Origin of the sequence: Blastochloris sulfoviridis (genome assembly GCF_008630065.1) — a bacterium.
Classification (GTDB): Bacteria; Pseudomonadota; Alphaproteobacteria; order Rhizobiales; family Xanthobacteraceae; genus Blastochloris; species Blastochloris sulfoviridis.
Genome location: NZ_VWPL01000008.1, coordinates 118,284 through 131,897 on the forward strand (window position 1 = coordinate 118,284; position 13,614 = coordinate 131,897).

Here is a 13,614-nt window from a genome sequence, read left to right on the forward strand (position 1 = left end):
CGTCAGCGCGAGGCCATCCGCTGTTCGCCGGCGGCCGGCGCCTCGCGCGACGCCTCCTCCGGGAACGGGGCCTGCGCGCCGCCCGCGGCGGCCTCCTCCGGCCGCTCATAGAGCCGCTTCAGCCGCGAGGTGCTGCGCAGCACGTAGCCGTGCTCGGCCAGGAGCGCGTCGAGGTCGGAGTGCCAAAGGTCCAGCCGGTTGGCGAGGATCAAGAGCGCCGGCCAGCGCGCCGGCGGCGCGCTGCGGAAGAACGGCAGCAGCACGAGGTCTTCGGCCCCCTCGACATCGATCTTCATGGCGTCGATGCGATCGATGCCCTCGCTGTCCAGGATCCGGTTCAGGGGCGCTGCCGGAACCGTGACGCTGGCGCCCTCGCCGGCATCGAAGCCGAGCACCTTGACGCTCGATTCGCCCTTGTTGCGCGCCGCCAGGAACAGCGTCAGCGGCCCCTCGCGATCAGCCACCGCGATCGACAGAGCCTTGACGCCGCAGCCGGGATTCGCACCGATATTGAAGCACAGCCGGTCGAACACGACCGGTTGCGGCTCGATCGCCAGAAGCCGGCCGCGCCCCTTCGTGCGCGCCGCCACGAACAGGCTGTAGCCGCCGATATTGGCGCCGATATCGACGAAGGTGACCTCAAGGCCGCTCTCGATCCGCCGGTCGACGAACGCCCCCAGCGCCGCCCGCTCGGCCGGGTCGAAATATTGCGGCGTGAACAGGATGCGCTTTTCGCAGACATTGTTGAACGGGTAGAGCCGGAAGCGGGCGCCCATCGATTCGACGTCGAGCGGCCGGCCGGCCAGCCGCGTGGTCACCAGCCGACGCAGCGTGAACGCGAGGCGCCGATACAGCCAGCGGTCGGGAATGCGGCGGGTCAGGCGGATGATGCGCGAGGCGAAAGCGCCGGGCTCGCAGGTGCCGTAGGGGCTGGAGTCGTTGTCGCGTTCCGGCAATCCCGAACTCCAGTGCGGTTGGCCTCCGGCAGGACAGCGCGGCCGCGGCCGCCTGAAACCTGCGACGCATCCTTGCGCGAGCCTGCCGATCGCCTACATTGCCCGAACCGGCGAGGCAAGAGGCAGCCGCAGCCACTTGGTTCCGAGTGAAAACGAAATGACCTATGTCGATGCCACCGTCGCGCCGCTGCGCAAGAACGGCCAGATCAAGCTCCACGGGCAAGCCGACTTCAACGGCATGCGCAAGGCCGGCCGCCTCGTGGCCGAGGCGCTGGACCTGATCACCCCGATGATCCAGCCGGGCGTCGTCACCGACGCCATCGACCGGACGGTGTTCGAGTTCGCCATGGACCACGGCGCCCTGCCGGCGACGCTGATGTACCGCGGCTACCGCAAGTCGACCTGCACGTCGATCAATCACGTGGTCTGCCACGGCATCCCCAACGACAAGCCGCTGCGCGAGGGCGACATCGTCAATGTCGACGTCACCCTGATCCTCGACGGCTGGCACGGCGATTCGAGCCGCATGTACCCGGTGGGCGAGATTCCCCGCCGCGCCGAAAAGCTGATCGAGACCACCTACGAGGCGATGATGCGCGGCATTGCCGTGATCAAGCCGGGGGCGACGGTCGGCGACATCGGCGCCGCCATCCAGGATTTCGTCGAGCCGCGCCACATGAGCGTGGTGCGCGATTTCTGCGGCCACGGCCTAGGGCGCCTGTTTCACGACGAGCCGAACATCGTCCATGTCGGCCGCCCGGGCGAGGGCGCGGTGCTGAAGCCCGGCATGTTCTTCACCGTCGAGCCGATGATCAATCTCGGCCGGGCGCACGTGAAGGTGCTGTCCGACGGCTGGACCGCGGTGACCCGCGACCGATCGCTGTCGGCGCAGTTCGAGCACGCGGTCGGCGTCACCGAGACCGGCGTCGAGATCTTCACATTGTCGCCGAAAGGGCTGGACAAGCCACCCTACACCGTCTGAGGCCAGCCGTGGCCCGGGCCCCGAAATCGCCGCCGGGGATGTCGGAGCCGCATTTCGCCGGCCACCGCGCACGCCTGCGCGCCCGCTTCCTGGAGGCCGGGCCCGACGCCCTGCCCGACTATGAGCTTCTGGAGCTGGTGCTGTTCCGCGCGCTGCCGCGGCAGGACACCAAGCCGCTGGCCAAGGCCCTGCTCAGCCGCTTCGGCTCGTTTGCCGAGGTGCTGTCCGCCCCCCCGGCGCGGCTGGTGGAGGTCGAAGGCGTCGGCGAGGCGGTGGCGGCGGAGCTGAAGATCATCCAGGCGGCGGCCCAGCGCCTCGCCAGGGGCGCCGTCAAGGATCGCCCGGTTCTGGGCTCCTGGTCGCAGGTTTTGGATTTCTGCCGCGCGGCGATGGCCTTCGCCGAGCGCGAGGAGTTTCGCATCCTGTTCCTCGACAAGCGCAACCAGCTTATCGCCGACGAGGTGCTGTCGCGCGGAACCATCGACCACACCCCGGTCTATCCCCGCGAGGTGGTCAAGCGCGCCCTGGAACTGTCGGCCAGCGCCTTGATCCTGGTGCACAACCACCCTTCGGGCGACCCCACCCCCTCCACCGCCGACATCCAGATGACCTGCAAGATCATCGAGGCCGCGGCGCCGCTCGGCATCACGCTGCACGACCACCTGATCATCGGCAAGAACGGCCACGCCTCGTTCAGGGGCCTGGGGCTGATGTGAGACGGTTTTCGGTCGGTCAGCTCTGCCCGGCGGCGTCCGCCCTTTCCCGCTCCAGCAGGTCGCGGAACCGCGCCTGCACGTCGCCGTAGGCGACCGCACCGTTGAGGGCGGTGAAGGTGCCGTGGATCATGATCTCCTCGGCCGCGCGCATCAGCGCACCGATGCACACCCGCACCAAAGCCGAGCCCAGCGAGATGCGCTTGACGCCGAGCGCGGCGAGGTCCGCCGCCGACAGCCCGGCCTTGCCCGGCACCAGCACATTGACCGGCTTGGGCGCCACCGCCCGCACGATCGCCTTGATCAGTTCGGGATCGCTGACCCCCGGCGCATAGAGACAGTCCGCCCCGGCCTCGGCATAGGCGACGAGCCGCTTCAGCGTGTCGTCGAAATCGGGCCGGCCGTGCAGGAAGTTCTCGGCCCGCGCCACCAGCACGAAATCGTGCGGCAGGCTGCGGGCCGCAGCAGCCGCCGTGCGGATGCGAGCGACCGCGGCGTCGAACGCATAGATCGGCGCCTCGGAATTGCCGGTGGCATCCTCGATCGAGCCGCCGACCAGCCCAGCTGCGGACGCACCGATGATGGTGGTCTCGATATCGAGATCGCGCTCGCCGAAGCCGTTCTCCAGATCGCCCGACACCGGCAGCGCGGTCGCCCCGGCGATGTCGGCGGCATTGATCAGCAATTCCTCGCGACGCAGCAGGCCCATCCCGTCCGGTCGCCCGAGGCTGTAGGCGAAGCCGGCGCTAGTGGTGGCCAGCGCCGGGAACCCGTAGGATGTCAGCAGCTTGGCGGTGCCGGCGTCCCACGGATTGGGAATCACGAAGGCGCCCGGCGCCGCGTGCAGGGCCCGGAACCGCGCGGCCTTCTCCGCCTGCTCGCTCATCGGAACTCCTCAAGTCGCCGGCGCTGCCGGCCGTCGGGCGAGAAATTGGACGCATCGAGCCACGTCTCGAACACGCGCCGGTGCGCCGGCCAATCGTTGTCGAGCATCGCGAACCACGCAGTATCGCGGTTTTCGCCCTTCAGCACCATGTGCTGGCGGAACAGCCCTTCGTAGGAAAAGCCGAACCGCAGGGCCGCCCGCTTGGAGGGGAGATTGCGGTCGTTGCACTTCCATTCCAGGCGCCGGTAGCCGAGATCGTCGAACACGTGGCCGGCGACCAGCGCGATCGCCTCGGTCGCCCCGGCGGTGCGCTGGAGCCGCGGTCCGAACAGGATCGAGCCGACCTCGATCACCCCGTTCTTGGCATCGATGCGCATCAATGCGAGCCGGCCCACCGCCTCGCCGCTGGCCTGGTCGACCACCGCATAGAAGAACGGATCGAGGCTTTCCGCCGCCTGCGCCACCCAGGCCTCGACCTTGGCCACATCGACCGGCGGCGGCTCGAACAGGAAGTCGTAGAGCGCGGCCGGCGCCGCCGTGGTCCGGCCAAGATCGGCGCCGTGGCGAGCGGGATCGAGCCGCTCCAGCCGGACGAAACGCCCCGCGAGCGGCCGGCCGTCCGGCGTGGGACGCGGCGTCCAGTGCGACAGGTCTCGCGTCCCGGTGCCTTCCGCCATCGATTCCCCCTGCAGCGGCCCAAACGAGGCTTGATAGCGAAGCCATCCAGCCAAGGCGAGGCCATCGCCGAGGCCATCCGGCCCCGGCGTGGACACCCGCGCCCCGACGGGCCATTGTGCGCCGCTCCAGACAGGAGGTTGCCCATGTCCCGCGTCGTCGCCATCGGCGAGGTGTCGATCGAACTCTTCCGCGGCGATGACGGGCGCTACGCCCTGTCGTTCGGCGGCGACGTGTTCCGCACCGCCGTGCGCTTCGGCCGCCTCGGCGTGCCCACCGCCTTCGCCACCGCGCTCGGCGACGATCCCTATTCACGCACGATCATCGCGGCGATGGAGGCGGAGGGGATGGCGACCGACCTGATCGTGCGGATCGCCGGCACCAAGCCCAACCTCACCCTCATCGACACGGCGACGAGCGGCGAGCGCCTTGTCCATGGCTGGCGCGATGGGGCGCCGGCGCACCATCTCTTCTCGGTTCATGGGTGGGGTGCCGTGGCCGAGGCGATGACGCTGGCGCGCCTCGTCTATATCTCGGGCATCACCTTGTCGCTCTACGACAATGTCGGCCTTGGCCGGTTGCTCGCGACCCTTGAGGTGGCGCGCGAGCGCGGCGCCAGGATCGCCTTCGCCGGCCGGTTCCAGCCGCAGGGCTGGGGCGGCGATGCGGCGCGCGCCCGCGCCGTGCTAGCCGAGGCGCTGTGCCGCACCGACATCGCGCTGGTGAACTTCGCCGACGAGGCGCTGCTCTATGGCGACGTCTCGCCGGCCGCCACGCTCGACCGGCTGGCGGCCGCCGGCATCGCCGAGGTCGCGGTCAAGACCGGCGCCGAGGGCGTGCTGGTGATGAGCGGCGGCGAGGCAAGCCGTGTCGCGACCGAGCAGCCGACCACAACCGGGCAGACCACGACCGATCAGGCCGACCCGCAGGAAGGCGCGGCGGTGATCCCGGTTGCCGCATGGGAAGAGTTTGACGCCGGCTATCTCGCGGCCCGCCTGAACAACCAGCCGCCGGAGGCAGCCGCACGTGCCGGACTTCGACTTGCGGAGGACGCAATTCGTCCACGCGGCCCAGACAAGGCCGCCAACGGACCACGGAACGGCCCAGCTAAAGACCCAATCGGCGGGCAAGTCCCACCCTGTCACTGATGGACACGGGCGTCATCTCTCCCCGGCTACCGCCAGACGGCTTTGCCCCGCCAGAGCCGTTAACCACTCGGTAACCTTGACGGAGGACAAACGACCCCGTGCACCGTCCAGGTCCGGGGGGCTGTATGATTCGATTTCACCCGATCGCCACCACCCTTGTCGCCAGCGTTCTTGGTGTACTCACGCTGGGAGATGTCCCCGCTCATGCGGCGACGTTGCCTCCCATTAAAGCCGCCAGCGGCAACCAGGTTCCGGCCTGCGTCACTCCGACGCGCCTCACCTCGTTCCTCAAGTCCCGCCACCGCGACATCGATCCCCGGCTGGAAACCGTCGCGGCGCACTATGAGCAGCATGGCCGGGCGCTGGGGGTTCGCTGGGACTACGCGTTCTTCCAGATGATCGTCGAGACCAACTGGCTGCGCTTCCATCAGGCCAGCGGCCGTCCGGGCCTCGTCTCCCCCGACCAGAACAATTTCGCCGGCATCGGCGCCACCGGCCGCGGCCATTCGGGCGAGGCCTTCAACGACGTCTCGACCGGCGTGCTCGCCCATCTCCAGCACATCTCGATGTATGCCGGCGAGACGGTCGACAATCCAGTGGCCGTCCGCACCCGGCTGGTCCAGGGCTGGGGCGAGATTCCGGGGTGGGCGCACAGGCTGAACCGGCCGGTCACCTATACCGACCTGACCCGCAAGTGGTCGCCGCACGACCGCGGCTATTCCGACGACATCGCCGCGGTGGCCGACCAGTTCTTCGCCAATTTCTGCGAGGTGCGCTTCGCCGAGAACGAGCCGGCTCCGAGCAGGCTCTCGCCCGATCCCACCCCCACCGGCTCGACCCGCACCAGCCTGTTCCGCAAGCTGATGTTCTGAGCCGGCGCTCAAGGACCGGCGCCGGCCCCAGGGGTCGGCGTCGCGTCGTCCGGCCTCTGGCGCTGGCGCGATCGAACAGACGTTATCGGCGCAGCCCTGCTGCCTGCCACGCCGAGCGTTCCTCCCCAAACCGCATGATTTTGTTGCCAGGGCAGGTCCGGCCGGGTCGATTCCCGGCCCAGGGCGACCGGAAGCGAGCGGGCTTGCGGAACCGGCGGGTTTCGAGTTCACTTAAATTTTAGTGCCTCACCCGCTTCGTGCTGCAATTTTTGCGTGCAGGCGGCAGATGGCAGCGAGACGGGCATCTCGGTGGCCGCGCAAGCGTAATTGCGCGTTTACCGGGAGCGTTCGGTGTTGCCCGCAGCAGCCGGAGATTTCAACAAGAGCCTTGTTTTCGTCGCGGGAATGAAGCACGATTCAAGAGCATACGGGTTTTGGCCGTTCCGGCCTCGTCTTTCGCCGAACGGCCTTTGACGTCTCTCGGAATCCCCAAAATCCCAGGGTGTGGCGTCGAGCGTGCAAATACGCGCGGTGTCGAGACTTCACTTATTTCGGAGACCGACGATGCAAAAGGGCACCGTCAAGTGGTTCAACCCGACCAAGGGGTACGGGTTCATTCAGCCGGCGACCGGCGGCAAGGACGTGTTCGTCCACATCAGCGCGGTCGAGCGGGCCGGCCTGACGACCCTGAACGAGGGTCAAACCGTCACCTTCGATCTGGTGACCAACCGCGGCAAGACTGCGGCCGAAAATCTCCGCGTCGGCTGAGGCGCGCACCCCTAAGCCCCGCTTCGGCGGGGCTTTCTGCATCTGGGCCCCGATCCGGGCGATTTTGGCCGGCAGGCCGCGAGAAGGCTCTTGCCGTCCTCCGGCGGCCCGGCCGGCAGTCCGCCGCGGTGCGGACTGTCTTCAGCCGTACCGCAGCTTCATCGCCACGATCGTCAGCGTCAGCGCCAGCGTGACCGAATTGGCCGCAATCATCGGCGCATTGCCGAGGAGCAGGCCATAGACCAGCCACAGGGCGATTCCCGCCGAGAAGAAGCCGTAGCTGGACAGCGAGATCGACCGCGTCTCGCGGGTACGGATCAGCCGGATCGCCTGCGGCAGCCAGCACAAGGTGGTGGTGATGGCGGCGGCAAAGCCGACGGCTTCGATTGCGGCATCCGGCGTCAGTCCCATCGTTCATCCTGTGGAATTCGCAGGGCCGCGTCACGACCCGGATCCGGATCGCCGCCACGGCCCCTCGCCGGCCTTCGGGTCTCGGGCGAAGCAGCCCGTCCCGCGGGCGGTGATAGCCGATCGGGCGCCCGCCGTCGCCGGGCCCGCACCCGTTGGCCGATTGCGCCGCCCCGCTCCTTGCTTCTACGTTAGATCATCATGTTCGAAGCGATCTTCCAGTCTTTCGGCTCTGCGGCCGATCCGTCCGTGGGCGCAGGGCGCGTCGCACTGCTGCGCGCCGAACTCGCCCGCTGCGGTCTCGACGGCTTCGTGGTGCCGCGCGCCGACGCCCACCAGAACGAATACGTGCCGCCCGCCGAGGAGCGGCTGAGATGGCTCAGCGGCTTTGCCGGCTCGGCCGGCACCGTCGTGGTGCTGGCCGACAGGACGGCGATCTTCGTCGACGGCCGCTACACGCTGCAGGTGACGGCCGAGGCCGACCCGGCGGTGTTCGCCCCGCACAACATCGCCGATGAGACGGCCGAGGCCTGGATCGCCGCCAATCTGGCCGGCGGCAGGCTCGGCTACGACCCCTGGCTGCACACCCGCGACCAGGCCTCGAAGCTCGCCGCGGCGGCCAAGGCGGCCGGCGGCAGCCTGGTTGCCGTCGCGTCGAACCCGATCGACCAAGTCTGGACCGACCGGCCAGCACAGCCCTGCGCGCCGGTGGTGCTTCACCCGATCGCCTTTGCCGGCGAGCCGGCCGCGGGCAAGCTCGGCCGCATCCAGGCCGCACTGGCCGAGGCGAAGGCCGACGCGCTGCTGGTCTCCGATCCGCATGCGCTGGCCTGGGCCTTCAACATCCGCGGCGGCGACGTCGCCCACACCCCGCTGCCGCTCGGCTGGGCTTTGATCCCGCGCGCGGGCCGGCCGGCGGTGTTCCTCGACCCGCGCAAGCTCGCCGGCGAGGTGCGCGGTGCGCTGGCCGATGCCGCGATCCTGGCCGAGCCGGCCGAGCTTGAGACCCAACTCTCGGCGCTCGCCGCCACCGGCGCCACCATCCAGTTCGACAGGTCGAGCGCCCCCGACCGGCTGGTCGGCGTGGTCGAGCAGGCCGGCGGCACCGCCAGCCTCGGCGACGACCCCATCGCCCGGCTGAAGGCGTGCAAGAACGCCGTCGAGATCGCCGGCGCCCGCGCCGCCCACCGCCGCGACGGCGCAGCCCTCGCCCGCTTCCTCGCCTGGATCGACCGCGAGGCGCCCAAGGGCACCCTCACCGAGATCGCGGTGACCGAGGCGCTGGAGAGCTTCCGGCGCGACACCGGCATGCTGCGCGACATCTCGTTTCCCACCATCGCCGGGGCCGGCCCGAACGCCGCGCTGCCGCACTACCGCGTCACCACCGCCACCAACCGGCGCGTCGAGCCGGGCATCCTGCTGGTCGATTCCGGCGCCCAGTACCAGGACGGCACCACCGACGTCACCCGCACCATCGCCATCGGCACCCCCACCGCCGCCATGAAGCGGCATTTCACGCTGGTGCTGAAGGGGCACATCGCCATCGCCACCGCCGTCTTTCCGGCCGGCAGCACCGGCGCCCAGCTCGACCCGTTCGCCCGGCGGGCGCTGTGGGCGGCGGGACTCGATTTCGACCATGGCACCGGCCATGGCGTCGGGAGTTACCTCTCGGTGCACGAAGGGCCGGCGCGCATCTCGCGCATCGGCCACGCCAAGCTTGAGCCGGGCATGATCCTGTCCAACGAGCCGGGCTATTATCGCGCCGGCGCCTACGGCATCCGCATCGAGAACCTCGAACTGGTGCGCGAGATGCCGCTTCCGGAGGGCGGCGAGCGGCCGCTGCTCGGCTTCGAGACGCTGACGCTTGCGCCGATCGACCGCCGGCTGGTCGATCCGGCGCTGCTTGCGCCAGACGAGATCGCCTGGCTCGACGCCTACCACGCCCGCGTCGCCGCCGAGATCGGCCCGCTGGTGGATGCGGAGACCGCGGCCTGGCTCGCGGCCGCCACCCGTCCCATATGCTGAGCGAAGGAGGCTCCCATGGCCAGTTTTCTGATCACCGGCGCCAATCGCGGCATCGGCTTTGGGCTTGCCGAGCAGCTGGCGCTGCGCGGCGACCGCGTGTTCGCCTGCGCCCGCATTCCCGACGTCGACCACCTCGCGGTGCTCGCCGCCAAGTATCCCGGCCAGTTCACCCTCCACCGCCTGGATGTGACGGACCAGGCCTCGGTCGATGCCCTGGCCGACGCCATCGCCGGCCAGCCGCTCGACGTGCTGATCAACAATGCCGGCGTGCACGGGCCCCACCGCCAGGGCGCGCTCGACATGGATTTCGACGGGTTCGCGCACACGCTGGCGGTCAACACGCTCTCGCCGCTCCGGGTGTCGCAGGCGCTGGTGGAGAACCTCAAGGCCGGCACCAATCCGCGCATCGTCATCGTGTCGAGCATCCTCGGCCAGATGGCGCAGTCGATGGCCGGCGACATCGCCTATTGCACGTCCAAGGCGGCGGTGAACAAGGTGATGCAGGGCCTCGCGCTGGCGCTGAAGGACGACGGCATCACGGTCGTCTCGGTGCACCCCGGCTGGGTGAAGACCGACATGGGCGGCCCCAAGGCGCCGCTGGCGGTGGGCGAGTCGGTGCGCCACCTCGTCGCCACCATCGACGACCTGACCCTGGAGAAGACCGGCGGCTTTCTCAACTATGACGGCACGCCGCTGGCGTGGTAAGCCGCACGGCAAACAAGGATTGAAGGGCGCCCCCATGCACCTCCGCATGTTCTGGTCGAAGATCCACCGCGCGACCATCACCCACGCCGACCTCCATTACGAGGGAAGCTGCACCATCGACACCGACCTGATGGACGCCGCGCGCATCCTGCCGAACCAGGAACTGCACGTGTGGAACGTCACCCGCGGCACCCGCCTCGTCACCTACGCCATCGAGGGGCCGCGCGGCTCGGGCGTCATCTGCATCAACGGGGCGGCCGCCCACGGCAACCGGCCGGGCGACCTCGTCATCCTCGCCACCTTCGCCGACATGGGCTTCGAGGAGGCCCGCGCCCACACCCCGACCGTGGTGCAGGTGGACGAGAAGAACCGCATCACCGACATCCGCGCCGAGATTCCGGGGCCGGCCGACCCCACTGAAACGCGGTTGATGAGCTGAGCGCCGCTCGCCAACTCTGAAGCCGCGTTGCGTGGAGGCGGCGAAAATTGCATTGGGCGAGGTCGTCGTCCCGGGCAAGCAGCGCAGCTGCGCGACCCGGGACCGTTTTCAATATCGCGCCCCTTCCGCACCCGATCCCGGCTCTCGCTGCGCTCGGCCGGGATGACGAAGCTCAAAGACGCCTCAAAGCAGCAATGCCCCCTCACGCCTGACGGCGCGCCCGCTTTTCCGCCCCCTTTCGGCCGCGCCACGGCAGCACGATCAGCAGTGCGCCCACCGCGGCAACGATCAGGTTCTCGATCGCATTCTCCCACCGCCAGCCGAGCGTGCTGATGCGCGGAAAACTCGGCAGGTAGCGCACCTTGAGCGGGCGGCCACTTTCCGAAAGCCGGGGCGAGAACGCGTCGCCCACGCGCTGGGTGACACCCTCGGCGAGCGTGCCGTCCGGCAGGCGGAACTCATAGGCGATGGCGTAGGTGTAGCGGTTGGGCACCGCCTCGCCACGCTCGCCGCCCTGGCGGCGAACGTGGGTGATACGGCCCTCGGCCTCGGCGCCGAAAATCGCCACCAGCGGCGTGCCGAGGCCCCAGACAAGCAGCAGGATGCCGAGAAGGCTGAGAAGGACGCGTGCGATCATCCAGCAATTATCCGCCAAATGGACATCGGCCCTGCGATAGACCCGAACGCCGCGCCGGCAAAGCGACTCGGCTCAATACACCGGGGCCTTCAATCCAATTCCGGCGGCCGTTCGATTTCGTCCATCCCGGACGGCGCGAAGTGCCGAGCCGGGACCGTTTTCAGTATCGCGCCCCTTCCGCACCCGATCCCGGCTCGAAGCTTCGCTTCGGCCGGGATGGCGCGTTGCGGAATTCAGCACCCTAACGCATGCGCGTCGAACACCGTCTCGGTATCCTCGTCCCAGCCGTCCCACAGGAAGTCGTCGTGCCGGCCCTCGGCGATCAGCCGGAAGGCATAGCGCGTCTGCTCCTCGTAGAACTCGCAATAGGCACCGGTGCGGTCCATGCCGCCATTCATCTCGTGCGCCTCGGCCGGACACGGCGCGCCGCAGAAGTGGCGGATGGCGCAGGTGCGGCACGGCGCAATGTCCTCGACCTTGCGGCCGGAGACCGTGGTGAAGGCCGGGCGTGCCAGCACCTCATCGATGTCGTCGGCGAACAGATTGCCGCCCTTGAAAGCGGGCAGGCCGATGAACTCGCTGCACGGGAACAGATCGCCGTTCGGCACCAGCGCGAAGAACGCCCGCCCGCCGCCGCACGGCGAGATATCGCACATCAGCCGCCGCGCCGTCGGCGCCAGAATGCCGATCAGGATGTTGGCGAAGTTCGCCACCACCAGCTTGCGCCCGCTCTCGCGATAGAGCGCGTGGCTCCTCTCCAGCGCCGCGATGAAGGCCTGCGCCAGCGGCGCGTCGTCGGCCCGCACGGTGCGCGCACCCGGCAGCGTGCAGCGGATGACGTTGAGCATGCACGCCGGCACCTCGCGGGCGTGCAGGAACTCGACCATCGGCACCAGCTGGTCGAGGTTCTCGGTCGACATGGTGCAGATGACGTTGAAGGCCGGGTAGCCCTTCAGCCGCGCGATCGCCTCCACCACCTTGGCGTAGACCCCGGCGCCGTTCCAATTGGCGCGGGTGCGGTCGGCGATCTCGGGCACCGGCGCATCCAGCGACAGGCCGATGCCGACGCCGCAGCTGGTGAGGAAATCCACCGCCTTGTCGTCGAGCAGCGTGGCGTTGGTCTGCACCCCGAAGCGGAAGCGGTCCTTGAAGGCGTCGATGCCCTGGAAGATGGCGTCCCGCGCGATCATCGGCTCGGCGCCGTGGAAGATGATCTGCGGCTTGCGACCGGCCGGCATGTGGCGGCGGAAATAGCCGTCGAGGCGTGCGAGCGCGTCAATCAGCGTGGCCGCATCCATGTCGGTGCCCTCCCGCCGCATCTCGGCCGGGATGTAGCAATAGGTGCAGTTGAGGTTGCAGCGCTCGGTGGCGTTGACATAGACCGCCGACGGCTTGAGCCCGAACCTGAGCGCCGCCATCTCGCGGGCGAACGTCTCGGCCTTTGCGCGATAGCCGTCGATCAGCGCGCCGCCGGCCAGGGTGTCAGCGAGTTGGTCCTTGGCGATGAGCGCCCAGAACGCGGTGTCGGGCGCGATCAGCGCAATGTGGGTGGGGTGGCCGATGTCGTAGGGCTGGAAGACCGGGCCATTGCCGCTGTTGACGAAACGGCCCCGCGAGGGGGCCGTCCCGAATGCCGGATTGAACGGCGCGTTCATTTCGCCGCCTCTTTGTCCATCAGCACGAAGTGCGACAGGCCGGTGCCCTCGGCGTCGCAGCTCTTGCGGATGGCGATGACGTCGGGGCGCGGCGCGGGCTGGGCGTCGGCGGGGCGGTTGGGGGTGGTGGTCTGGTCCATTCCTCGGGCTCCTGATGACGACCGGGCGTCCGGCAGCACCCGCGCGCAAGCGCAGGACTGCCGAAACCCTTTGCCATCGGATTTCGCCCGGTCAGACTGTTCCAGCAGGTCTTCTGGCTCTCGGATCAACCGCCGCCTTAGCACCTTCCCGACAGGGTGATCCCCGTCAGTGGCTGGCTCTCGCCGGCAAGGCGGCGTCCCCGATCACAGCGGCGGGTCCGCCACGGATTTCAACCGTGTTCCGGGATGCTGGAACTATGGAGGCAGAGCTAACCGCGCCGGGGCGGCGCCGTCAATCGTGGCCTTCACAAACGCAACGGCCGCGCCCGGGTGCCGGGCGCGGCCGTCATGGTCCAGAAATTGGGTCAGATCACGCCGGCTGGATGTTGTTGACCGCGACCTTGCCGCTGCGGCGATCCTCGGCGGTGTCGAAGGCCACCTTCTGGCCCTCGGCGAGGCCGCGAATGCCGGCGCGCTCCAGCGCGGTGGCGTGGACGAACACGTCCTTGCCGCCATTGTCCGGCCGGATGAAGCCGTAGCCCTTCTGATCATTGTAGAATTTCACGGTGCCCGTGATCATGGGTCTCTCCCCCCGCTACTGTAAG

General features: G+C 69.0%; 16 protein-coding genes and 1 riboswitch. Of the genes, 8 read left to right on the forward strand and 8 right to left on the reverse strand.

Annotated elements, in window-relative coordinates; translation table 11 throughout:
* Window positions 1-2: 2 nt before the first annotated feature.
* Window positions 3-956, reverse strand: coding sequence for an FkbM family methyltransferase (locus tag F1193_RS06630; RefSeq protein WP_150096885.1), 954 nt, complete (start codon window positions 954-956; stop codon window positions 3-5).
* A gap of 157 nt (window positions 957-1,113) precedes the next feature.
* Between F1193_RS06630 and map the strand changes: the two genes are divergently transcribed.
* Window positions 1,114-1,938, forward strand: a complete 825-nt coding sequence (gene map, locus F1193_RS06635) for a type I methionyl aminopeptidase (protein ID WP_150096886.1) — start codon at window positions 1,114-1,116, stop codon at window positions 1,936-1,938.
* 38 nt (window positions 1,939-1,976) lie between these two features.
* Window positions 1,977-2,654: a RadC family protein gene (gene radC / locus F1193_RS06640; RefSeq protein WP_150096887.1), complete on the forward strand. Its 678-nt coding sequence runs from the start codon at window positions 1,977-1,979 to the stop codon at window positions 2,652-2,654.
* 16 nt (window positions 2,655-2,670) lie between these two features.
* Here radC and F1193_RS06645 read toward each other — a convergent pair whose 3' ends face one another.
* Both F1193_RS06645 and F1193_RS06650 read right to left on the reverse strand, forming a co-directional pair.
* Complete coding sequence (locus F1193_RS06645; protein WP_150096888.1) at window positions 2,671-3,537, reverse strand: isocitrate lyase/PEP mutase family protein; 867 nt, start codon at window positions 3,535-3,537, stop codon at window positions 2,671-2,673.
* Entirely contained in the window at window positions 3,534-4,214 is a 681-nt protein-coding gene (locus tag F1193_RS06650) for a GNAT family N-acetyltransferase (RefSeq protein ID WP_150096889.1), read from the reverse strand. The genes F1193_RS06645 and F1193_RS06650 overlap by 4 nt, the downstream gene beginning before the upstream one ends.
* Window positions 4,215-4,358: 144 nt before the next feature.
* Here F1193_RS06650 and F1193_RS06655 point away from each other — a divergent pair, with 144 nt between their 5' ends.
* The 3 genes from F1193_RS06655 (at window position 4,359) to F1193_RS06665 (ending at window position 7,000) form a co-directional block, all read left to right on the forward strand.
* The gene (locus tag F1193_RS06655) at window positions 4,359-5,360 is read left to right on the forward strand and encodes a PfkB family carbohydrate kinase (protein WP_150096890.1); all 1,002 of its coding nucleotides are present in this window, start codon (window positions 4,359-4,361) and stop codon (window positions 5,358-5,360) included.
* A gap of 125 nt (window positions 5,361-5,485) precedes the next feature.
* On the forward strand, window positions 5,486-6,232 hold the full coding sequence (locus F1193_RS06660; protein WP_150096891.1) for a glucosaminidase domain-containing protein: 747 nt from the start codon (window positions 5,486-5,488) through the stop codon (window positions 6,230-6,232).
* Between the two features lie 564 nt (window positions 6,233-6,796).
* Window positions 6,797-7,000, forward strand: a complete 204-nt coding sequence (locus F1193_RS06665; protein WP_055036222.1) for a cold-shock protein — start codon at window positions 6,797-6,799, stop codon at window positions 6,998-7,000.
* 141 nt (window positions 7,001-7,141) lie between these two features.
* Here the strand turns inward: F1193_RS06665 and F1193_RS06670 are convergent, their stop codons facing one another.
* On the reverse strand, window positions 7,142-7,411 hold the full coding sequence (locus F1193_RS06670) for a SemiSWEET family sugar transporter (protein ID WP_150096892.1): 270 nt from the start codon (window positions 7,409-7,411) through the stop codon (window positions 7,142-7,144).
* Between the two features lie 198 nt (window positions 7,412-7,609).
* Between F1193_RS06670 and F1193_RS06675 the strand changes: the two genes are divergently transcribed.
* The 3 genes from F1193_RS06675 to panD are packed head-to-tail and all read left to right on the forward strand — an operon-like array spanning window position 7,610 to window position 10,577.
* The gene (locus tag F1193_RS06675) at window positions 7,610-9,433 is read left to right on the forward strand and encodes an aminopeptidase P family protein (RefSeq protein WP_150096893.1); all 1,824 of its coding nucleotides are present in this window, start codon (window positions 7,610-7,612) and stop codon (window positions 9,431-9,433) included.
* Window positions 9,434-9,448: 15 nt separating this feature from the next.
* Window positions 9,449-10,138, forward strand: a complete 690-nt coding sequence (locus F1193_RS06680) for an SDR family oxidoreductase (RefSeq protein ID WP_150096894.1) — start codon at window positions 9,449-9,451, stop codon at window positions 10,136-10,138.
* A gap of 34 nt (window positions 10,139-10,172) precedes the next feature.
* Entirely contained in the window at window positions 10,173-10,577 is a 405-nt protein-coding gene (panD, locus tag F1193_RS06685) for an aspartate 1-decarboxylase (RefSeq protein WP_150096895.1), read from the forward strand.
* A 202-nt stretch (window positions 10,578-10,779) separates the two neighbouring features.
* Here panD and F1193_RS06690 read toward each other — a convergent pair whose 3' ends face one another.
* The 4 genes from F1193_RS06690 to F1193_RS06705 form a co-directional block, all read right to left on the reverse strand.
* Window positions 10,780-11,214: a DUF3592 domain-containing protein gene (locus F1193_RS06690; protein ID WP_150096896.1), complete on the reverse strand. Its 435-nt coding sequence runs from the start codon at window positions 11,212-11,214 to the stop codon at window positions 10,780-10,782.
* A 233-nt stretch (window positions 11,215-11,447) separates the two neighbouring features.
* Window positions 11,448-12,869: a peptide-modifying radical SAM enzyme CbpB gene (gene cbpB / locus F1193_RS06695; protein ID WP_150096897.1), complete on the reverse strand. Its 1,422-nt coding sequence runs from the start codon at window positions 12,867-12,869 to the stop codon at window positions 11,448-11,450.
* Window positions 12,866-13,009 carry a modified peptide precursor CbpA gene (cbpA, locus tag F1193_RS06700; RefSeq protein ID WP_150096898.1) on the reverse strand — a complete coding sequence of 48 codons (144 nt, stop codon included), beginning with the start codon at window positions 13,007-13,009 and terminating at the stop codon, window positions 12,866-12,868. The genes cbpB and cbpA overlap by 4 nt, the downstream gene beginning before the upstream one ends.
* A gap of 86 nt (window positions 13,010-13,095) precedes the next feature.
* A riboswitch (cobalamin riboswitch) is annotated at window positions 13,096-13,278 on the reverse strand.
* Window positions 13,279-13,379: 101 nt separating this feature from the next.
* Complete coding sequence (locus F1193_RS06705) at window positions 13,380-13,589, reverse strand: cold-shock protein (RefSeq protein ID WP_150096899.1); 210 nt, start codon at window positions 13,587-13,589, stop codon at window positions 13,380-13,382.
* Window positions 13,590-13,614: the final 25 nt, after the last annotated feature.